Genomic DNA, 19,005 nt, shown 5'->3' with positions numbered 1-19,005 from the left:
ATGACCTGTGGGAAAGAGTCTCAAATCACCCGCGGTGACGACCGCGGAAGTAGTTGATCAAGCCTTGGGTGGAGGCATCGTCGGCCGGGCTTTCTTCGCTGCCGACCAGGCGGTTGTAGACGCCTTTGCCCAGTTCCTTGCCCAGCTCCACACCCCACTGGTCGAAGGCGTTGATGCCCCAGACCACGCTTTGCACGAAGACTTTGTGTTCGTACAGCGCCACCAGTGCGCCAAGACGACGCGGGCTGATGCGTTCGACCACCAACGTGTTACTCGGACGGTTGCCCGGGATCACCTTGTGCGACGCCAGCTTCTGCACTTCGTCCTCGCTCATGCCCTTGTCACGCAGCTCGGCTTCGGCCTCGGCGCGGGTCTTGCCCAGCATCAGTGCCTGGCTTTGCGACAGACAGTTGGCGTACAGCCACTGGTGGTGGTCGGACACCGGGTTGAAGCTGACGATCGGCACGATAAAGTCGGCCGGAATCAGCTGGGTGCCCTGGTGCAGCAACTGGTGGTAAGCGTGCTGACCGTTGCAGCCGACGCCGCCCCAGATCACCGGGCCGGTATCGGTGGACACTGGCGTGCCGTCCTGACGCACGCTCTTGCCGTTGGATTCCATGTCCAGCTGTTGCAAGTGTTTGGTGATGTTGCGCAGGTAGTGGTCGTACGGCAGGATCGCGTGGCTTTGCGCGCCCCAGAAGTTGCCGTACCAGACGCCGAGCAACGCCAGCAGCACCGGCATGTTCTGGTCGAATGGAGCGCTCTGGAAGTGCTGGTCCATGGTGTAGGCACCGGACAGCAGTTCCTTGAAGTTCGACATGCCGATGGCCAATGCAATCGGCAAACCGATAGCCGACCACAGCGAATAACGCCCGCCGACCCAGTCCCACATCGGGAAGATGTTTTCTTCGCGAATACCGAACGCTACCGCTGCCGCGTTGTTGCTGGAAACGGCGATGAAGTGACGGTACAGCTCGGCTTCCGAACCGCCCTGAGCCAGGTACCAGGCGCGTGCGGCCTGGGCGTTTTTCAGGGTTTCGAGGGTGTTGAAGGATTTCGACGAGACGATAAACAGCGTGGTCTCGGCGCGCAGCTTCATGGTCAGTTCGTGGAACTCACTGCCGTCGATGTTCGCCAGGTAATGGCAGCGCACGCCTTTCTGGGCGTAGGACAGCAGCGCTTCGGATACCAACTCAGGGCCGAGGAACGAGCCACCGATGCCGATATTCACCACGTCAGTGATCGGCTTCTCGGTGTAACCGCGCCACAAACCATCGTGGATGCGGCCCACGAGGTCGGTGATCTGGTTCAGCACCTTGTGCACATCGGGCATCACGTTGACGCCGTTGACCGACAGCTTGTCGCCCACCGGGCGGCGCAGTGCGGTGTGCAGCGCGGGGCGGCCTTCGGAAGAGTTGACGATTTCGCCATCGAACAGCGCTTTGATCGCGCCTTTGAGGTCGACCTCGTTGGCGAGGCCCACCAGCAGATTGCGGGTCTCGGCGTTGATCAGGTTTTTCGAGTAGTCGAGAAACAGGCCGCAGCTGCTAAGGGTGAATTGAGTAAAGCGCTGCGGATCGGCATTAAAGGCTTCGCGCATGCTGAAATCCTGCATGGCTTGGCGGTGGTCATTCAGCGCTTGCCAGGCGGGCAGAGCGGTAACGTCGTGAGGAGTGCGGTAATACGCCATCGCTGCGGTTTTCCTTTTTACTTGAACGGCCTTTTGAACACTAAAATCCCGGAGCGCTGCGGGTGGGCGTCCGGTCAACTGCGTCGACACGATTTCATGGCGCAGGGCGAATACAGTAAACCTCGCGCTGCAATCTGTCTTGACTTTGTCTGACCTGCTCCCGGTACTTTTTTAACATTTAAACAGGGAGCGGTCCGACAAACGGAAGGCTGACAGGGGGAGGGACTCGATCAGGCGACCTGAACCGGAATGGCATTACTGGTGTGGCTCAACTCGTTACCCGGCGCCATGTAGAGCATGCGCGGTTTGAAGTTGAGCAGCTCGGCTTCGCTGTAGTGGGCGTAAGCGCAGATGATCACGCGGTCGCCGACCTTGGCTTTGTGCGCCGCGGCACCGTTGACCGAAATCATGCGCGAACCTTCTTCGCCACGAATCGCGTAGGTGGTGAAGCGTTCGCCATTGTCGATGTTGTAGATCTGGATCTGTTCGTACTCACGGATGCCGGACAGGTCCAGCCATTCGCCGTCGATGGCGCAAGAGCCTTCGTAATCGAGTACAGCGTGGGTGACTTCGGCGCGATGCAGCTTGGCCTTGAGCATGATGGCGTGCATGAGTGTTTCCCCAGGTCGGAATCGAACGGCGGGCAGTTTGCCCGAAGGCTTTGTGAGCGGCAATACAGTCTGGACACGACGTAGATCCAATGTGGGAGCGGGCTTGCTCGCGAAGAGGCCATCACATTCAACATCATCGTTGACTGTCAGACCGCTTTCGCGAGCAAGCCCGCTCCCACATTGGTTTTGCGGTGCTCAGGCTGGCGCGTCGAGGTTCAGATGCAGGTTGTCGATCAACCGCGTCGTGCCCAGGAACGCCGCCACCAGAATCACCAGATCCCGATCTTCGGCCGTCGCCGGACGCAAGGTCAGCGCATGGCGAATTTCCAGATAATCCGTACGCAGGCCAGCGGCTTCAAGCTGTTTGATCTGCTCATTGATCAAGGTCGGGTAATCCCGCTCACCCTGTTTGATTGCATCGGCAATATGGGTCAGGGTGCGATAGACCACTGGCGCGACGGCACGCTGTTCTTCGCTGAGGAAGCCATTGCGCGACGACAGCGCCAGACCGTCGGCGGCACGCACGGTGGGTTCGCCGATGATCTGAATCGGCATGTTCAGGTCATGCACCAGGGCGCGAATCACCGCCAGTTGCTGGAAGTCTTTCTGGCCGAAGATCGCCAAGTCCGGCTGGACCATGTTGAACAGCTTGCTGACTACCGTCGCCACGCCTTCGAAATGCCCCGGACGGCTGGCGCCGCACAGTCCTTCGGACAGTTGCGGAACGCTGACGCGGGTCTGGCCGGCCATGCCGTCGGGATACATTTCTTCGACGGTGGGGGCGAACAGCAGATGGCAACCGGCCTGGAGCAGTTTCTCCTGATCGGCGGCCAGGGTTCGTGGGTACTTGTCGAGGTCTTCGCCGGCACCGAACTGTAGCGGGTTGACGAAAATGCTCGCGACCACGAAATCCACCCGTTGGGTGGCTTTGGTAATCAGCGCGATATGCCCGCTGTGCAGGTTGCCCATGGTCGGCACGAAGCCGATGCGCTTGCCTTCGCTACGGGCACGGGCCACGGCGGCCCGCAGTTCGCGTGCGGTTTTTACGGTGTTCATGCAGAGAATCCGTGTTCGATGCCAGGGAAAGTCGCCGCTTTGACTTCAGTGACGTAAGCGCTCAAGGCGGCTTGAATGCTGGTTTGGCCAGTCATGAAGTTCTTCACGAATTTTGGTACGCGGCCGGTAATGGACAAGCCCAGCATGTCGTGCAGGACCAGTACCTGGCCGTCGGTGCCACTACCGGCGCCGATGCCGATCACCGGGATCTTCACCGCCTGGGTGATTTCTTCGGCGAGTTCGCTAGGCACGCATTCGAGCAGCAGCATGGCCGCGCCGGCCTGTTCCAGGGAGATGGCGTCGGCACGCATTTGCCGCGCCTGGTTCTCGTTGCGGCCCTGGACTTTATAGCCGCCGAGGATGTTGACCGATTGCGGTGTCAGCCCCATGTGCGCGCACACCGGGATGCCACGTTCGGCCAGCAGACGGATCGAGTCCGCGAGCCACAATGCGCCTTCAACCTTGACCATGTGCGCACCGGCCTGCATCAACAGGGCGCTGTTGGTCATGGTTTGTTCAATGGTGGCGTAGGCCATGAAGGGCAGGTCGGCGAGGATCAGGGCATCGGCGTTGCCGCGTTTGACGGCCGCTACGTGGTAGGCCATTTCAGCGGTGGTCACCGGCAGAGTGCTGTCGTGACCTTGCAAGACCATGCCGAGGGAGTCGCCCACCAGCAGCACTTCAACCCCAGCCTCATTGCAGGCATGGGCGAAGGTCGCGTCATAGCAGGTCAGCATGGTGATCTTTTCACCTTTCTGCTTGAGGCTCTGGAGCGTGGTCAGGGTGATGGCTGGCATGAAAAAATCCTCATTACAGGCGCTATGGAAACTACTGCGAGTAACGCGCGTGATTCGTCATTTATACAGGCGCACCTTCTTTCGTGGTGCTTGTAAGGCCTGGATTGCGCCCTTTAGCGCCGCGTTGGCGGCAGCGGGACGCCTATAGTCGTGAGGAGAACCCGGGAAGTCAATTGCGTGTGTTACCGCATTGTTACGCGTGGGGTGTTACCGGCGTTACTGATGCGATTCAGCAGATTTTATGGGAGGGGTGTGCTGCAGATTTGGTGTTCGGCACCAAACCAATGTGGGAGCGGGCTTGCTCGCGAAGGCTGATTCACATTCAATACATTTACTGACTATCAGACCGCTTTCGCGAGCAAGCCCGCTCCCACAGGGGGATTTGCGTTAAATCGGCGGGTGCCGTTCCAACCCGACGAACGGGCAGGCGGCGAGCAATGCTGTGAGGGTCCGGCCATCGGCGAGGCGCAGATCAACCGGTGCCAGCTCGGCCAGCGGATAGAGCACAAAGGCCCGTTCCTGCAGGTGATAGTGGGGGACTTTGAGGCGCGGTTCGTCGATCAGTCGATCGCCGAACAGCACGATGTCCAGATCCAGCGTGCGCGGGCCCCAGCGTTCAAGGCGCTCGCGGCCCTGGCCATTCTCGATGGCTTGCAGCGCATCCAGCAGGTCCAGTGGCGCGAGGCTACTGTCGAGCGCGGCGACGGCGTTGGTGTAACGCGGTTGGCCGGGCAGCAGCGAGTCGCTTTGATAAAACCCGGAAACCCCGACCAGTTCGGTCTGCGGCAATTGCGCCAGCGCTTCGACAGCGCTGCGCAACTGTTCGGCGGGGTCAGCCAGATTGCTGCCCATGCCGATGTAGATGCGTTCCATGGCTTATTCGCCTGTAGCGCTCGGTGCGCCGGCAGCGCGCTTGCGCTTGGCACCGCCGCTACGGCGACGTTTGCGTGGAGCACCGGTACCGTCGTCCTTACCGCTGAGGTCGCGGATCATGTCCCGGCGTTCGCTGTCGTTGGCGTCCTGATAGTCGGTCCACCATTCGCCCAGGCCATCGGTCTGCTCACCGGCGCTTTCACGCAGCAGCAGGAAGTCGTAACCGGCGCGGAACCGCGGGTTGTCCAGCAACAGGTCGGCGCGTTTGCCGCTGCGCCGCGGCAGACGCTCCTGCATGTCCCAGATCTCGCGGATCGGCATGGTGAAGCGTTTTGGAATGGCGATGCGCTGGCACTGTTCGGCGATCAACTCGTGAGCGGCTTCCTGCATCGCCGGAATCGGCGGCATGCCGCGTTCTTGCAGACGCAACACACGGGCCGGCAGGGCAGGCCAGAGCAGGGCGGCAAACAGGAATGCCGGGGTGACCGGTTTGTTCTGCTTGATTCGCAGGTCCGTGTTGATCAGCGCTTCACTGATCAGCGTGTGCGTGTAGGTCGGGTTGTACTCCAACGCTGCCGCACTGGCCGGGAACAGCGGATCGAACAACTGCAGATCGACCAGCATTTCGAAGGTGTCCGCGGCATAGCCGGAGAGGAACAACTTGAGCACTTCTTCGAACAGACGAGCCGACGGGATCTCGCGCAGCAACGGCGCCAGTTCGCGGATCGGCGTGGCGCTGTGTTTTTCGATGCCGAAATTCAGCTTGGCGGCGAAACGCACGGCCCGCAACATCCGCACCGGGTCTTCCTGGTAGCGTTGCTTTGGATCACCGATCAGGCGGATCAGATGATTGCGGATGTCGTGTACGCCGTTGGCGTAGTCGAGAATGCGCTCGCTGACCGGATCGTAATACAAGGCGTTGATGGTGAAGTCGCGGCGTTGCGCGTCTTCTTCCAGGGTGCCGTAGACGTTGTCGCGCAGAATGCGCCCGCTTTCGTTACGAGACGATTGATTGCTGTCTTCGTCCTCGTCGTTTTGCGGGTGATTGGCGCGGAAGGTCGCGACTTCAATGATTTCGCGGCCAAAGTGGATATGCACCAGTTTGAAACGCCGACCGATAATCCGCGCGTTGCGGAATTCGGCGCGTACCTGTTCAGGCGTGGCGCTGGTGGCGACGTCGAAATCTTTCGGCGTGATGCCGAGCAGCATGTCACGCACACAGCCGCCGACCAGGTAAGCCTGGTAACCGGCGTTCTGCAGGCGTTCGACGATATTCACCGCGTAACGGCTGAATTGAGCCTTTTGCAGCGAATGTTGGCCGCTATTGAGCACTTCAGGCGTACTGCGAATGTGTTGCGTATGACGCTTGGGAGAACGGAATGACTGGAACAACTTCTTCAGCATGGGATGCACTGTTTGAAGGAATGTTCGGCCATAACGAAGAATGACCGCATGATGGGCCGGGATTCTAGCATTTAGTCGGGGGATGGTGTAGGAAGCTGCGCAAGTGCTTGAAGGGGATGTCTGGCATGGGGTTTTGTAGCAACTGCCGTGTGGCGAGGGGGCTTGCCCCCGTTCCAGTGCGCAGCACTGGCATGATTTCGGAAACGCTCAAGAGCTTGGGGCTGCTTCGCAACCCAACGGGGGCGAGCCCCCTCGCCACAGGCCAAACGCCAGAAACCACAAGGGGAGCCGAAGCTCCCCAAGAAGTAGTTGCATGCTCTATTTTTATTATTGGTTTCGGGCTTCTTGTTTTTGTTAAGCGCCCTCGCCATGAAGTTTTCCTTCATGACCCTCCCAATCGGGAGCCAAGAGCAAACGGATTGCTTTGGTCGCTGTGTTGCTGTGATCGTTCGATCCAACCAGTTCAGGCACTGTCTTGGGACAGTTTTTTATTATTCTCGGCCTGGTCGTGGGGCAAGCCCCAAATGCAACGCCTCTCCAAAAGAATCAGTTAGCTACGCCTCTCGCCGTCTTGTTTTTATTGTGCGTGAGTCGATACGTCTTATTTTTATTGTCTTGTGCATTGCTTGTTATTGTTGTTGTACCAAACATATAGCAGGGGGCGTGCCAACTTTTGTGAGGCCCAGTAAAACAAGGGGTTAGGCGGGCTGATGGTGTTTTTCGAGGCCCAAAAAAACCGGGGCTTCGTTACCGTAAGCCCCGGCTTCTGTTACGCGAAAAAGCTGAGGTAACAGTTTTTTCACAATGTCATGTGTTACCCGCACATCCGACAGGTGCGGTTCAGCTCTCGCTGGCCACTCCTGTCTTGCGTCGCGGAATGCCCAGGCGCTGACGGCGTTCCCACAGGCATTTGCGGCTGACCCCGAGTTTGCGGGCCAGTTCGGTTTCGGTCATGTGGTCTTGATGCTCGAGAACGAAATGCTGGAAGTAGTCTTCCAGGGACAAATCTTCGGTCGGTTCGTGGCTGGTGTTACCGGCGCCGTTGCCCTGCTGGGGCGCCAGGCCGATGAAGTCGTCGTCATCCAGATCACTCAGTTCGATATCGATGCCCAGCAGCTCGGCGGAAATCTCCGGGCTTTCGCACAGGATCACCGCGCGTTCGACCGCATTTTCCAGCTCGCGAACGTTACCCGGCCAGGAGTAATGACGAATCGCCTGCTCGGCATCCAGGGCGAATTTCAGATCGGTGCGGTTGACCCGAGCGCTCTGCCGCGCGAGGAATGCAGTGGCAATTTCATTGACGTCCGCGCCGCGCTCACGCAAGGCCGGCAGTTTCAGGGCGATCACGTGCAGGCGGTAATACAAGTCTTCACGGAACTGACCAATCTTCGCCAGGCTCTTGAGGTCGCGGTGGGTCGCGGCGATCAAGCGTACATCGACCTTCTGCGACTGCACCGAACCGACCCGGCGGATTTCCCCTTCCTGCAACACACGCAGCAGGCGGGCCTGGGCTTCCAGTGGCAGTTCGCCGATTTCATCGAGGAACAAGGTGCCGCCGTCCGCCGCTTCCACCAACCCGGCACGCCCGGCACTGGCGCCGGTAAACGCGCCTTTTTCGTGGCCGAATAGCTCGGACTCGATCAGGCTTTCCGGAATGGCCGCGCAGTTCACCGAAATCATCGGCGCCTTGGCGCGTTTGGACAGGTTATGCAGGGCGCGTGCTACCAGTTCTTTACCGGTACCGGATTCACCCTGGATCAGGACGTTGGAATCGGTTGGCGCGACTTTACGGATCTTGCTGTACAGGTCCTGCATCGGCGGACACGAGCCGATAATGCCGATTTCGCCGTTGCTGTTGTCGACACCGCTTTTCGCGGCGCCATTGGTCGTTTTGCCGACGACCGGTTCACCGCTGGCTTGCGCCGATTGCCGGTCACGCAAGATTCGCGCGACGGCCTGGAGCATTTCGTCGTGATCGAAAGGCTTGGCGATGTAATCCACCGCGCCCATCTTCATGGAGTCGACGGCCGAACGCAGGCTGGCGTAACTGGTCATGATCAGCACCGGAGTGCCCTGGCCAAGTTTGATCAACTCGGTACCGGGGGCGCCCGGCAGACGCAGGTCGCTGACGATCAGGTCAAATGTGGGGATGCTGAAACGCTCTTGTGCTTCCTGCACGGATCCGGCTTCGCTGACCTGGTACTGGTTACGTTCCAGCAGACGGCGCAAGGCGGAGCGGATAATTGTTTCGTCTTCGACGATCAAAATGTGCGGCATTGATTCGATACTCTCGACGGTCTCAGTTCACAGCGGACGTCGCTTCGACATGACGTGGCAAAGTTACCCGGATACGGGTGCCGCGTTGGCTTTGAACATCAGCCGGGCTGTCGATGGTGATTTGTCCATAATGCTCTTCAACGATGGAATAGACCAGTGCAAGGCCCAGACCGGTGCCTTCGCCAGGGTCTTTGGTGGTGAAGAAAGGTTCGAACAATCGGTCCATGATGCTCGAGGGTATACCGCTGCCTTCGTCTTCGACGATCAGATCGACCGTGTGTTCGCCGGCTTCGCTTTTGACTCGTACCGCACTGCCCGGAGGCGAGGCGTCGCGGGCGTTTGAGAGCAGGTTGATCAATACCTGGGCGAGCCGCTGCGGGTCACCTTCGACCCAATGGTCGGGATCGCACAGGTTATAGAACTGTACTTCGAAATTGCGCCGGTTCAAGGCCAGCAGGCCGATGGCATCCTGGGCCACTTCCGCCAGACAGACGGGCTCGTCAGTGTGCTGATAACTGCCGGCATGGGCGAAGCTCATCAGCGACTGAACAATGCGTGACACGCGTTTGGTCTGCTCGAGGATCTGCCCGCTGATTTCCGTGAGTTCGGCGTCTTCTTCACGCTCTTCGCGCAAGTTTTGCGCGAGACAGGCAATGCCGGTGATCGGGTTGCCAATTTCATGGGCCACGCCGGCCGCCAGTCGGCCGATGCTGGCCAGGCGTTCGGAGTGCACCAGTTTGTCTTCGAGCATCTGGGTGTCGGTCAAATCTTCCACCAGCAGCACCAGGCCGCTGTTACCCGGCGCCAGCGGTTCATCGATCGCCGCTTTGTGCAGGTTCAGCCAACGCGTCTGACCGTCGAGGGCCAGGTGCTGTTTGTGCAAATGCTCGTCCGGCAGATTGATGAAGCCTTGCAGCAGTTCTCTCCACGGATCGCCAATGGTGCTCAGACGCGAACCGACCACACGCTGCGCGGCAATCCCGGTCAGTTCCTCCATGGCTTTGTTCCACATGAGGATTTCCTGATCCTTGGCCAGCGAGCACACGCCCATCGGCAATTCCTGCAAGGTCTGGCGGTGGTAGCGGCGCAGGGCATCGAGCTCGGCGGCAAGACCGGTGAGGCGCGAGTGGTAGTCCTCAAGGCGGCTTTCGATGAAGTGGATGTCTTCGGTGACGTAGTTTTCGCCGCCAGCCTTGTAGGGCAGGAAGGTTTCGACCATGTCCTGCGCCACGCTCGGCCCCATCAGGCCGGAAAGGTTGGCTTCGATACGATCACGCAGACGGCGCAAGGCGTATGGCCGGCGTTCATCGAACGGCAGATAGAGGTCACGCAGCGCCTGTTCGACTTCTTTCTGCGCTGCCTTGGCGCCCAATGGTTTTGCAAGCTGTGTGGCAAATTCCTGGGGCGAGGCGGCATGCAGTTCGCGACGTTGCGGGCGGCGAACGTTGTCCACCGCGCAGGCTTCGGCGGCGCTGGCCTCTTCGGGGCTGGCGTTGGTGAACAACGAGATCAGCGTGAACATCAGCACGTTGGCGGCCAGCGAGGCAATCGCTGCCATGTGCCAGCTGGTGTCGTCCAGCACGTAAATCATGTTCAGCAGTGGAATGTAGAAGCCCTGCAGATTGCCGACCAGCGGCAGCAGCATGGTCACCAGCCACACCAGAATCCCCGCCAGCAGGCCGGCGATGAAGCCGCGACGGTTGGCAGTCGGCCAGTACAGCACCGACAACACCCCCGGCAGGAACTGCAACGTGGCGACGAAGGCGACGATGCCTAGGTTAGCCAGATCCTGCTCGGCGCCCAGCATCAGGTAGAAACCGTAACCGGCCATGATGATTGCGACGATCAGCGCCCGGCGGGTCCATTTCAGCCAACGGTAAATATTGCCTTCGGCCGGCGGCTGATAGAGCGGCAGCACCAGATGGTTCAGCGCCATCCCGGACAGCGCCAGCGTGGTGACGATGATAAGGCCGCTGGCCGCCGACAATCCGCCGACATACGCCAGTAGCGCCAGGGCTTTGCTGTTGGCGGCGATGCCGATGCCCAGGGTGAAGTATTCCGGATTGGTCGTGGCGCCGAGTTTCAGCCCGGCCCAGAGAATCAGCGGCACCGCGAGGCTCATCAACAGCAGAAACAGCGGCAGACCCCAGCTCGCACTGACCAGCGAGCGCGGGTTGAGGTTTTCGGTAAAGGTCATGTGGTACATGTGCGGCATCACGATCGCCGAAGCGAAGAACACCAGCAGCAGCGTGCGCCACGGGCCTTCCTGCAAGGGCGTGTGCAGGGCGGCGAGGGCGGTCTGATTTTGCAGCAGCCACAGTTCCAGCTGCTGCGGGCCGTCGAACACGCCATACAGCGCATACAGACCGACACCGCCAATCGCGATCAGTTTGATCACCGACTCGAAGGCAATCGCAAACACCAGGCCTTCATGTTTCTCGCGGGTAGCGATGTGGCGTGAGCCGAAGAAAATCGTGAACAGCGTAATCAGTGCGCAGAAGCTCAAGGCCACGCGATGCTGCACCGGCTCGCGGGTGAGGATGCTGATGGAGTCGGCCACTGCCTGAATCTGCAACGCCAGCAACGGCAACACGCCGATCAGCATGAAAATGGTCGTCAGTGCGCCGGCCCAAGTGCTGCGGAAACGAAACGCGAACAAGTCGGCCAGGGACGAGAGCTGATAAGTGCGGGTGATTTTCAGGATCGGGTACAAAAGTACCGGTGCCAGCAGAAAGGCCCCGGAAACCCCGAGGTAGCTGGACAGAAAACCGTAGCCGTACTGATAGGCCAGGCCCACCGTGCCGTAAAACGCCCAGGCACTGGCGTAAACGCCCAGCGACAGGGTGTACGTCAGCGGGTGGCGAATGATCGCCCGGGGGATCATGCCCCGTTCGCTGATCCAGGCCACGCCGAACAGCACCGCCAGGTACGCGGCGCTGATCAGGATCATCTGGGTCAGGCTAAAGCTCATCGGCATCTTTTTGGCTCTGCAGAATGAAGGTCACGACAATCAGAATCAGCCAGAGCAAATAAGGGCGATACCAGGCGCCCGTGGCGTCGATCCACCAATCCATGATGGCCGGGGAGAACAGATAAATCCCCACTACCAGGAGCAGGACCAAGCGATAGATGTACATCCCGGCCTCTCTTTTTTATGCGCGTGCCCGAAAACGTGCGGCGATGGTAACGGATGGGCGCGCCACTGCAAGTGGCATCACTGCAGTTGCGCTTCAGGCAACGTTAGTGTGCGCGGGATCAGCGATGCATCCCAGTGGGCAATGCCCCAGTTCAGCACGTCCCGTGGCGTGGCGTCATTCAGTTCGGTCGCAGGTTTGTGCCCCAGCGCCCGCAATGCACGCAGCAACAGCGGCGTGGCCTGATCTTCGGTCAGCGGCGGCGAGCGATAGGATTTGCCGAGTTTGTGGCCGTCCGGCTGGGTAATCAGCGGGATGTGCAGGTAGCGTGGCTGCGGCAGGCCGAGCAGCTCTTGCAGATAGAGCTGGCGCGGCGTGGAATCCAGCAAATCGGCACCGCGCACGATATCGGTGATGCCTTGCCAGGCGTCGTCCAGCACCACCGCCAATTGATAGGCGTAGAGCCCATCTCGACGGCGGATCACAAAATCGCCGACCTCCCGGCCGAGATGTTGACGGAATTCGCCCTGCACCCGGTCGATGAAGTGGTATTCCAGCTCCGGTACACGCAGGCGGATCGCTGCGTTTTCGGTGCCGTGCCCCGCGTTGCGGCAGAACCCGGGATAGATGCCGTGATACGGCTCCAATTGTTTGCGCGAACAGGTACAAGCGTAGGCCAGGCCCTGATTGAACAGGCGATTGATGACTTCGTCGTAGGCCGCGTGCCGCTCACTCTGTCGGACCATGTCGCCATCCCACTCGAAACCGTAGCTTTCCAGTGCCTTGAGAATCGCCGCTTGAGCGCCGGGTTCTTCGCGCGGCGGATCGAGATCCTCCATGCGCACCAGCCAACGGCCGCCGACCGAACGGGCGTCGAGGTACGAGGCCAGTGCGGCGACCAGTGAACCGAAATGCAGATGCCCGCTGGGTGTGGGAGCGAAACGCCCGATGTAGCGAGGGGAAGTCGTGGCAGTCATGGACGAATGTTACTTTCTCTGGTCGTGCGCAAGTCCCTGTGGGAGCGAGCCTGCTCGCGAAGGGGCCATCAGCTCCAACATTAGTGTTGCCTGATACACCGCATTCGCGAGCAGGCTCGCTCCCACAGGTTTTCTGCCGAGGCGAAATTCAGAAACAAAAAACGGAGCGTTCGCACGCTCCGTTCTTCGTTCAAGTCGCAAAGATTACTTGCCGACTTGTTTTTCCTTGATTTCCGCCAGGGTCTTGCAGTCAACGCACATGTCGGCGGTAGGACGGGCTTCCAGTCGCTTGACGCCGATTTCGACGCCGCAGGACTCACACCAGCCGTATTCTTCGTCTTCGATCAATTGCAGGGTTTTGTCGATTTTCTTGATCAGCTTGCGCTCGCGGTCGCGAGCGCGCAATTCGAGGCTGAATTCTTCTTCCTGGCTGGCACGATCTGCCGGGTCAGGGAAGTTGGCCGCTTCGTCTTTCATGTGATCAACAGTACGGTCGACTTCCTGCATCAAGTCCTGTTTCCACTTGTTCAGGATCTTGGTGAAGTGAGCGCGCATGGGCTTGCCCATGTACTCTTCGCCCTTCACTTCTTTGTAGGGTTCGAAGCCGCTGATCGACTGGTTCTGCTGTTGCTTTGCTTGGGTGGGCATGAAATGGACCGCCTCTACTCTTGTAATCCATTGCGCAGGATTGCTCCATCACCGACACCTGCCGGCCCTGCGGCTGCAAGCGGGCGAACTTACCAGATCAAATCGGACCGCGCTACTCCCGGATGTCGAGCCCGCGGCCCGTGGGCCTTGCAAAAGATTGCAAAGCCTTGCCTGGTGGCTCTGGAGACCTGATCAATTATTGATTTTAGTCAAACCTGGAGCATACGCTTGAACTGTTTGAGACCCGCGTTATATGGGCTCTGACTGCTTTAGGTTCTCGCTCGTTCCTGCGCTTGGGTAGAATCGATTCTTTTCCCCGTTGTAAGGAAGGCTAATGGCTCTGTCCTACAGTGCGCGCAGTCGCGCTATCGAACCGTTTCACGTTATGGCCCTGCTGGCGCGGGCCAACGAGCTGCAAGCAGCCGGCCACGACGTGATTCACCTGGAAATCGGCGAGCCGGACTTCACCACCGCCGAGCCGATCATCCAGGCCGGCCAAGCCGCGCTGACGGCGGGGAAGACTCGTTACACCGCTGCCCGCGGTATTCCCGAGCTGCGCGAGGCCATTTCGGGTTTTTATCAGCAGCGTTACGGGCTGAACATTGATCCGCAACGAATTCTTATCACACCCGGCGGTTCAGGCGCGTTGCTGTTGGCCAGTGCCTTGCTGGTGGACCCAGGCAAGCATTGGCTGCTGGCAGACCCGGGTTACCCGTGCAACCGGCACTTCTTGCGGTTGGTGGAAGGCGCGGCGCAACTGGTGCCGGTCGGCCCGGACGTGCGTTATCAACTGACCCCGGACCTGGTCGCACGTCACTGGGATCATGACAGCGTCGGTGCCCTGGTTGCATCGCCGGCCAACCCGACCGGAACCATCCTGACCCGCGACGAGTTGGCCGGGCTCTCTGCAGCGATCAAGGCCCGCCACGGCCATTTGGTGGTCGACGAGATCTACCATGGTCTGACTTACGGCACGGATGCGGCTAGCGTGCTGGAAGTCGATGACAGCGCCTTCGTCCTCAATAGTTTTTCCAAGTATTTCGGCATGACCGGCTGGCGCCTCGGTTGGCTGGTAGCGCCAGAAGCCGCGGTCGGTGAGCTGGAGAAGCTCGCCCAAAACCTCTACATCAGCGCGCCGAGCATGGCCCAGCACGCTGCATTGGCTTGCTTCGAACCCGCCACCATCCAGATTTTCGAGGAGCGCCGCGCCGAGTTCGGCCGACGTCGTGATTTCCTGCTGCCAGCCTTGAGGGAGTTGGGCTTCGGTATCGCTGTAGAGCCGGAAGGTGCGTTCTATTTGTACGCCGATATCAGCAAGTTCGGCGGCGATGCCTTCGCGTTCTGCCGACATTTTCTCGAAACCGAACACGTTGCGATCACCCCAGGCCTGGACTTCGGGCGCTATCAGGCCGGGCATCATGTGCGGTTTGCCTACACCCAAAGTCTTCCACGCTTGCAGGAAGCGGTTGAGCGGATCGCTCGTGGTTTACGGAGCTGGCAAGGCTGATGCGTTTTCATCCTCCCCTCGAAGAAGGTCGCCTGATTCGTCGTTACAAACGTTTCCTTGCCGATATCGAAACCGTTAGCGGCGAGTTGCTGACTATTCACTGCCCTAACACCGGATCGATGCTTAATTGCCAGGTCGAAGGCGGGCAGGTCTGGTTCAGTCGTTCCAACGACCCCAAACGCAAGTTGCCCGGCACTTGGGAAGTCGGCGAAACCCCGCAGGGACGGCTGTTCTGCGTAAACACCGGCCGGGCCAACGGTTTGATTGAGGAGGCGTTGCGGGCCAATGTCATCACCGAGCTGAACGGCTTTACCGAACTGAAGCGCGAAGTAGCCTACGGTCAGGAAAGCAGCCGCATCGATTTCCGTCTCGATTACCCGAGCGGGCCCGCGTATGTGGAAGTCAAAAGCGTCACCCTGGGCTTCGATGGCTCGTTGGTGGCGGCGTTTCCCGATGCGGTGACCCAGCGCGGGGCCAAGCATTTGCGCGAGTTGGCGCATTTGGCCCGGGACGGGATTCGTGCGGTGCAGTTGTATTGCGTGAACCTGACCGGCATCGACTCCGTGCGTCCTGCTGAAGAAATTGATTCGGCCTACGCGGCGGCGTTACGCGAAGCGGTGGCGTGTGGGGTCGAAGTACTGGCGTATGGCGTGCACCTGACCCACGAAGAGATGGTGGTCGATCGGCGGCTGGAAGTGCTGCTTTAGAGCGTGACCCAGATCCCTTGCGCGTCTTCGCGGCAGGGGATGGTGGTCAGTGATTGCCCGGCGCACGGGCCCGCGACGCATTCGCCGTCTTCGATCAGAAACAACGCGCCGTGGGTGGCGCACTGGATCAGGCTGTTGCTGGGGTCAAGAAACTGGTCGGGCTTCCATTCCAGTCCGACGCCCCGATGCGGGCAGCGATTTTCATACACATACACCCGGCCGCCCCGGCGTACGGCCAGGAGCTTCTGACCGTCGACGTCGAAACCGCGACTGCTGGCGTCAGCCAATTCGGCGCCTGTGCAAAGAAGCTTCATGTCTATCCTCAAGTCTCGCTCGTGACCAGATATGTCCGAGCTTGACGTTCAAATGCAAACAAATATCAAATTGCCGTTCGCCCACAGGGGCGATTGCCGGATGCCGAGGATACTTGGCTTGTCCTCTCGATGCCCGGGAAAACCTTTAAAGGAAGCTGTTTATGCGCCTGAGTACCCGCGTTGCTGCGCTCTGTGCGTTCTATCCCGGTACGACCGGCCAATGATCCTTCTGGTTAAACCCCGTGTATTATTCATTGGCCTGAGCTTGCTGTGTTTGCTGGCGATCTGGTTGTCGCTGGCGTTGGGGCCGGTGAGTTTGCCGTTGTTCGATACCTTGCGCGCGGCGTTGCGGCTGATCGGGTTGCCAATCGCGCCCGACGGGCTGGAGCAGGCCGAACTGATCCTCGGGCAGATTCGATTGCCACGAACCTTGCTCGGCTTGGCGGTGGGCGGCGTGCTGGCGCTGTCCGGCGTGGCGATGCAGGGCTTGTTTCGCAACCCTCTGGCCGATCCGGGATTGGTGGGGGTCTCCAGTGGCGCGGCATTGGGCGCCGCCATCGCGATTGTCGGCGGCTCGGTGTTCGGTGGCCTGCCTGAATCCTTCGGCCCTTATTTGTTGTCGGTGTGTGCGTTTCTCGGCGGGCTGGGTGTAACGGCGCTGGTGTATCGATTGGGGCGACGCAATGGCCAGACCAACGTCGCCACTATGCTGCTGGCCGGTATTGCATTGACTGCCCTGGCCGGTTCGGCGGTAGGACTGTTCACCTATCTGGCGGATGACGCGACCCTGCGCACCCTGACGTTCTGGAATCTGGGCAGCCTTAACGGCGCCAGTTATTCGCGACTTTGGCCGTTGCTGCTGGTGAGCACCGGTGTGGCGCTGTGGTTGCCGCGTCGGGCCAAGGCCTTGAATGCATTGTTGCTGGGGGAGTCGGAGGCCGGTCACCTGGGCATCGACGTCGAAGGCCTCAAGCGCGAACTGGTGTTCTGCACGGCGCTGGGCGTCGGCGCGGCGGTAGCGGCAGCGGGGATGATCGGGTTTGTCGGCCTGGTGGTGCCGCATCTGGTGCGATTGCTGGCCGGCCCCGATCATCGTGTACTGTTGCCGGCGTCGGTATTGGCGGGCGCCAGTCTCTTATTGTTTGCCGATCTGGTGGCGCGACTGGCCCTGGCGCCGGCCGAGTTGCCGATCGGGATCGTCACAGCCTTCATCGGCGCACCGTTCTTTCTGTATCTACTGGTCAGAGGGCGTGCCTGATGTTGCGAACGCAGAATCTGCAAATCCGGCGCGGTCGAAAGATTGTTCTCACGGACATCACCCTTGAACTCAAGCCGGGCGAAGTCCTCGGCGTGCTTGGCCCCAATGGTGCCGGCAAAAGCACATTGCTCGGCGCCCTGTGTAGCGAATTGCATGCGGACCATGGCAGTGTCTGGCTCGATGAGCGCGAGCTGAGTCATTGGGCCGGGGCGCAGCGAGCCCAGCGTTTGGCGGTGTTGCCGCAGGTGTCGACCCTGGACTTTGCCTTTCGCGTCGAAGAAGTGGTCGGCATGGGGCGTCTGCCTTATCAAAGCGGCCGGGTCCGGGATGACGAGATCGTTGCCGCCGCGCTGCACGCGGCCGATGCGCGGCACCTGAGTGGACGCAGCTATCTGGCGTTGTCTGGTGGCGAGCGTCAGCGGGTGCACTTGGCGCGGGTGCTGGCGCAGCTATGGCCGGGGGAAGCGGGGCAAACGTTGTTGCTCGATGAACCGACGTCGATGCTCGACCCGCTGCATCAACACACTACTCTGCAAGCGGTGCGCGAGTTCGCCGATCGTGGTGCGGCGGTGCTGGTGATCCTGCATGATCTGAACCTGGCGGCACGCTATTGTGATCGTCTGTTACTGCTCGAAGGAGGGCGGCCCGTGGCGCTGGATACGCCGGAGCAGGTGCTGCGCCCGGAACCGCTCAAGGCCGTGTTCGGGCTGGAAGTACTGGTGCAACCGCACCCGGAGCGTGGGCATCCGCTGATCATCGCCCGCTGAGCATTTCATCGAGGTGAGAACATGCGTGTGATGGTGATCCTGGCTGTGCTGTTACTGAGTGCCTGTCAGCATGTGCCGGTGGTGCCGCCACCCGTCAGCGGCGAGATCCGGGACCTGCACAGCGGCCAAACCCTGACAGCGCAGGAACTGCTTGCACGGTTAGCCAAGCCTTCGCGGTTGATCGTCGGCGAGCAGCATGACAATCGTGATCACCATCAACTGCAATTGTGGTTATTACAGGCGCTGGGTGAGCGGCGGCCCCAAGGCAGTTTGCTGCTGGAAATGCTCACGCCGGATCAGCAAGCGCGCGTCGATCACGTTAGGCATGCTTCACCGCTACCTGCTGACTTGCCCAATGCATTGGCCTGGCAATCGGGTTGGGACTGGAATCTGTATGGGCCAATCGTTGGTTTTGCCCTGACTCAGCCGTACCCGTTGCTGGCGGCTAATCTGGATACGCTTGAAGTCCGTACTGTCTATGCCAAACCGCCGACATTGAGCGGTTCGCGCTCCAACGCCCCGATGGTCAAGGAGACGTTGCTGGCACAAATCAGCGATTCCCACTGCGGCTTGCTGCCTACATCGCAAATGCCCGCGATGCTGGCCGTCCAGCAGCAGCGTGACCGGCGGATGGCCGAGCGATTACTGGCCGCACCGACGCCTTCACTGCTGTTTGCTGGCGCGTACCACGCACGCAAGGATGTCGGGGTGCCGATCCATGTGCGGGATCTGGATGAGCCTGAAGCGCCAACGGTATTGATGCTGGCAGAGCAGGGCGCTGAGGTCACACCGGCCATGGCCGATTACGTCTGGTATACGCCCGCCACGCCACCGCAGGATTACTGCGCGCAAATGCGTAAACAGTTCGGCAAGTAGTCAGGGCAGTAAAACCTGGCGAGTTTTGCGCAGGCAAAAAAAGACCCGGCAAGAGCCGGGTCAAATAACCGTGATTAGCCTGATGAGGAGATAATCTGAGAGTCCGAAC

The 19,005-nt window shown here is 60.1% G+C and carries 17 protein-coding genes; 5 read left to right on the top strand and 12 right to left on the bottom strand.

Annotated elements, in window-relative coordinates; all coding sequences use genetic code 11:
• Positions 1-25: 25 nt before the first annotated feature.
• From pgi to dksA, 11 genes are all read right to left on the bottom strand, one after another.
• Entirely contained in the window at positions 26-1,690 is a 1,665-nt protein-coding gene (gene pgi / locus AB7M29_RS30095) for a glucose-6-phosphate isomerase (protein WP_217858678.1), read from the bottom strand.
• Between the two features lie 230 nt (positions 1,691-1,920).
• The gene (gene panD / locus AB7M29_RS30090) at positions 1,921-2,301 is read right to left on the bottom strand and encodes an aspartate 1-decarboxylase (protein WP_008153310.1); all 381 of its coding nucleotides are present in this window, start codon (positions 2,299-2,301) and stop codon (positions 1,921-1,923) included.
• A 195-nt stretch (positions 2,302-2,496) separates the two neighbouring features.
• The gene (gene panC, locus AB7M29_RS30085) at positions 2,497-3,357 is read right to left on the bottom strand and encodes a pantoate--beta-alanine ligase (RefSeq protein WP_217858679.1); all 861 of its coding nucleotides are present in this window, start codon (positions 3,355-3,357) and stop codon (positions 2,497-2,499) included.
• Positions 3,354-4,154: a 3-methyl-2-oxobutanoate hydroxymethyltransferase gene (gene panB / locus AB7M29_RS30080; protein ID WP_123361272.1), complete on the bottom strand. Its 801-nt coding sequence runs from the start codon at positions 4,152-4,154 to the stop codon at positions 3,354-3,356. The genes panC and panB overlap by 4 nt, the downstream gene beginning before the upstream one ends.
• 387 nt (positions 4,155-4,541) lie before the next feature.
• On the bottom strand, positions 4,542-5,027 hold the full coding sequence (gene folK / locus AB7M29_RS30075; protein WP_454248610.1) for a 2-amino-4-hydroxy-6-hydroxymethyldihydropteridine diphosphokinase: 486 nt from the start codon (positions 5,025-5,027) through the stop codon (positions 4,542-4,544).
• A 3-nt stretch (positions 5,028-5,030) separates the two neighbouring features.
• Positions 5,031-6,431 carry a polynucleotide adenylyltransferase PcnB gene (locus tag AB7M29_RS30070; protein ID WP_008068509.1) on the bottom strand — a complete coding sequence of 467 codons (1,401 nt, stop codon included), beginning with the start codon at positions 6,429-6,431 and terminating at the stop codon, positions 5,031-5,033.
• An 840-nt stretch (positions 6,432-7,271) separates the two neighbouring features.
• On the bottom strand, positions 7,272-8,708 hold the full coding sequence (locus AB7M29_RS30065) for a sigma-54-dependent transcriptional regulator (RefSeq protein WP_217858681.1): 1,437 nt from the start codon (positions 8,706-8,708) through the stop codon (positions 7,272-7,274).
• Between the two features lie 22 nt (positions 8,709-8,730).
• Positions 8,731-11,685 carry a sensor histidine kinase gene (locus AB7M29_RS30060; RefSeq protein WP_217858682.1) on the bottom strand — a complete coding sequence of 985 codons (2,955 nt, stop codon included), beginning with the start codon at positions 11,683-11,685 and terminating at the stop codon, positions 8,731-8,733.
• Positions 11,669-11,845 (bottom strand): hypothetical protein, encoded by a 177-nt coding sequence (locus AB7M29_RS30055; protein ID WP_003176118.1) that lies wholly within the window; start codon positions 11,843-11,845, stop codon positions 11,669-11,671. The genes AB7M29_RS30060 and AB7M29_RS30055 overlap by 17 nt, the downstream gene beginning before the upstream one ends.
• A gap of 77 nt (positions 11,846-11,922) precedes the next feature.
• Positions 11,923-12,819: a tRNA glutamyl-Q(34) synthetase GluQRS gene (gene gluQRS / locus AB7M29_RS30050; protein WP_454248609.1), complete on the bottom strand. Its 897-nt coding sequence runs from the start codon at positions 12,817-12,819 to the stop codon at positions 11,923-11,925.
• A gap of 204 nt (positions 12,820-13,023) precedes the next feature.
• Entirely contained in the window at positions 13,024-13,467 is a 444-nt protein-coding gene (gene dksA, locus AB7M29_RS30045) for an RNA polymerase-binding protein DksA (RefSeq protein ID WP_030130357.1), read from the bottom strand.
• A gap of 334 nt (positions 13,468-13,801) precedes the next feature.
• Here dksA and AB7M29_RS30040 point away from each other — a divergent pair, with 334 nt between their 5' ends.
• Complete coding sequence (locus AB7M29_RS30040; RefSeq protein WP_052967680.1) at positions 13,802-14,974, top strand: pyridoxal phosphate-dependent aminotransferase; 1,173 nt, start codon at positions 13,802-13,804, stop codon at positions 14,972-14,974.
• Complete coding sequence (gene sfsA, locus AB7M29_RS30035; RefSeq protein WP_448725247.1) at positions 14,974-15,681, top strand: DNA/RNA nuclease SfsA; 708 nt, start codon at positions 14,974-14,976, stop codon at positions 15,679-15,681. Before AB7M29_RS30040 ends, sfsA begins: the two co-directional genes overlap by 1 nt.
• Here sfsA and AB7M29_RS30030 read toward each other — a convergent pair.
• Positions 15,678-15,995: a Rieske (2Fe-2S) protein gene (locus tag AB7M29_RS30030; RefSeq protein ID WP_217858685.1), complete on the bottom strand. Its 318-nt coding sequence runs from the start codon at positions 15,993-15,995 to the stop codon at positions 15,678-15,680. The genes sfsA and AB7M29_RS30030 overlap by 4 nt on opposite strands.
• Before the next feature lie 274 nt (positions 15,996-16,269).
• Here AB7M29_RS30030 and AB7M29_RS30025 point away from each other — a divergent pair, with 274 nt between their 5' ends.
• From AB7M29_RS30025 to AB7M29_RS30015, 3 genes are read left to right on the top strand one after another with little or no spacing between them, the layout of a single operon-like run.
• Entirely contained in the window at positions 16,270-17,253 is a 984-nt protein-coding gene (locus tag AB7M29_RS30025; RefSeq protein WP_217858697.1) for a FecCD family ABC transporter permease, read from the top strand.
• On the top strand, positions 17,253-18,020 hold the full coding sequence (locus tag AB7M29_RS30020; RefSeq protein ID WP_454248608.1) for a heme ABC transporter ATP-binding protein: 768 nt from the start codon (positions 17,253-17,255) through the stop codon (positions 18,018-18,020). Before AB7M29_RS30025 ends, AB7M29_RS30020 begins: the two co-directional genes overlap by 1 nt.
• Positions 18,021-18,041: 21 nt before the next feature.
• Positions 18,042-18,896, top strand: coding sequence for a ChaN family lipoprotein (locus AB7M29_RS30015; RefSeq protein WP_454248607.1), 855 nt, complete (start codon positions 18,042-18,044; stop codon positions 18,894-18,896).
• The last annotated feature ends 109 nt before the right edge of the window (positions 18,897-19,005 follow it).

It is taken from the genome of Pseudomonas sp. F-14 TE3623 (assembly GCF_053629015.1).
The sequence above is the reverse complement of the archived record's forward strand: the minus strand, read 5'-3'. Positions and strand labels throughout refer to the sequence as shown.

Bases quoted from the DNA above. Each gene is read 5' to 3' on its own strand.
- panC (WP_217858679.1), bottom strand. From the start codon at position 3,357: ATGAACACCGTAAAAACCGCACGCGAACTGCGGGCCGCCGTGGCCCGT.
- sfsA (WP_448725247.1), top strand. From the start codon at position 14,974: ATGCGTTTTCATCCTCCCCTCGAAGAAGGTCGCCTGATTCGTCGTTAC.
- AB7M29_RS30015 (WP_454248607.1), top strand. From the start codon at position 18,042: ATGCGTGTGATGGTGATCCTGGCTGTGCTGTTACTGAGTGCCTGTCAG.
- pgi (WP_217858678.1), bottom strand. From the start codon at position 1,690: ATGGCGTATTACCGCACTCCTCACGACGTTACCGCTCTGCCCGCCTGG.
- AB7M29_RS30070 (WP_008068509.1), bottom strand. From the start codon at position 6,431: ATGCTGAAGAAGTTGTTCCAGTCATTCCGTTCTCCCAAGCGTCATACG.
- gluQRS (WP_454248609.1), bottom strand. From the start codon at position 12,819: ATGACTGCCACGACTTCCCCTCGCTACATCGGGCGTTTCGCTCCCACA.
- panB (WP_123361272.1), bottom strand. From the start codon at position 4,154: ATGCCAGCCATCACCCTGACCACGCTCCAGAGCCTCAAGCAGAAAGGT.
- AB7M29_RS30020 (WP_454248608.1), top strand. From the start codon at position 17,253: ATGTTGCGAACGCAGAATCTGCAAATCCGGCGCGGTCGAAAGATTGTT.
- panD (WP_008153310.1), bottom strand. From the start codon at position 2,301: ATGCACGCCATCATGCTCAAGGCCAAGCTGCATCGCGCCGAAGTCACC.
- AB7M29_RS30065 (WP_217858681.1), bottom strand. From the start codon at position 8,708: ATGCCGCACATTTTGATCGTCGAAGACGAAACAATTATCCGCTCCGCC.
- folK (WP_454248610.1), bottom strand. From the start codon at position 5,027: ATGGAACGCATCTACATCGGCATGGGCAGCAATCTGGCTGACCCCGCC.
- AB7M29_RS30055 (WP_003176118.1), bottom strand. From the start codon at position 11,845: ATGTACATCTATCGCTTGGTCCTGCTCCTGGTAGTGGGGATTTATCTG.
- AB7M29_RS30040 (WP_052967680.1), top strand. From the start codon at position 13,802: ATGGCTCTGTCCTACAGTGCGCGCAGTCGCGCTATCGAACCGTTTCAC.
- dksA (WP_030130357.1), bottom strand. From the start codon at position 13,467: ATGCCCACCCAAGCAAAGCAACAGCAGAACCAGTCGATCAGCGGCTTC.
- AB7M29_RS30060 (WP_217858682.1), bottom strand. From the start codon at position 11,685: ATGCCGATGAGCTTTAGCCTGACCCAGATGATCCTGATCAGCGCCGCG.
- AB7M29_RS30030 (WP_217858685.1), bottom strand. From the start codon at position 15,995: ATGAAGCTTCTTTGCACAGGCGCCGAATTGGCTGACGCCAGCAGTCGC.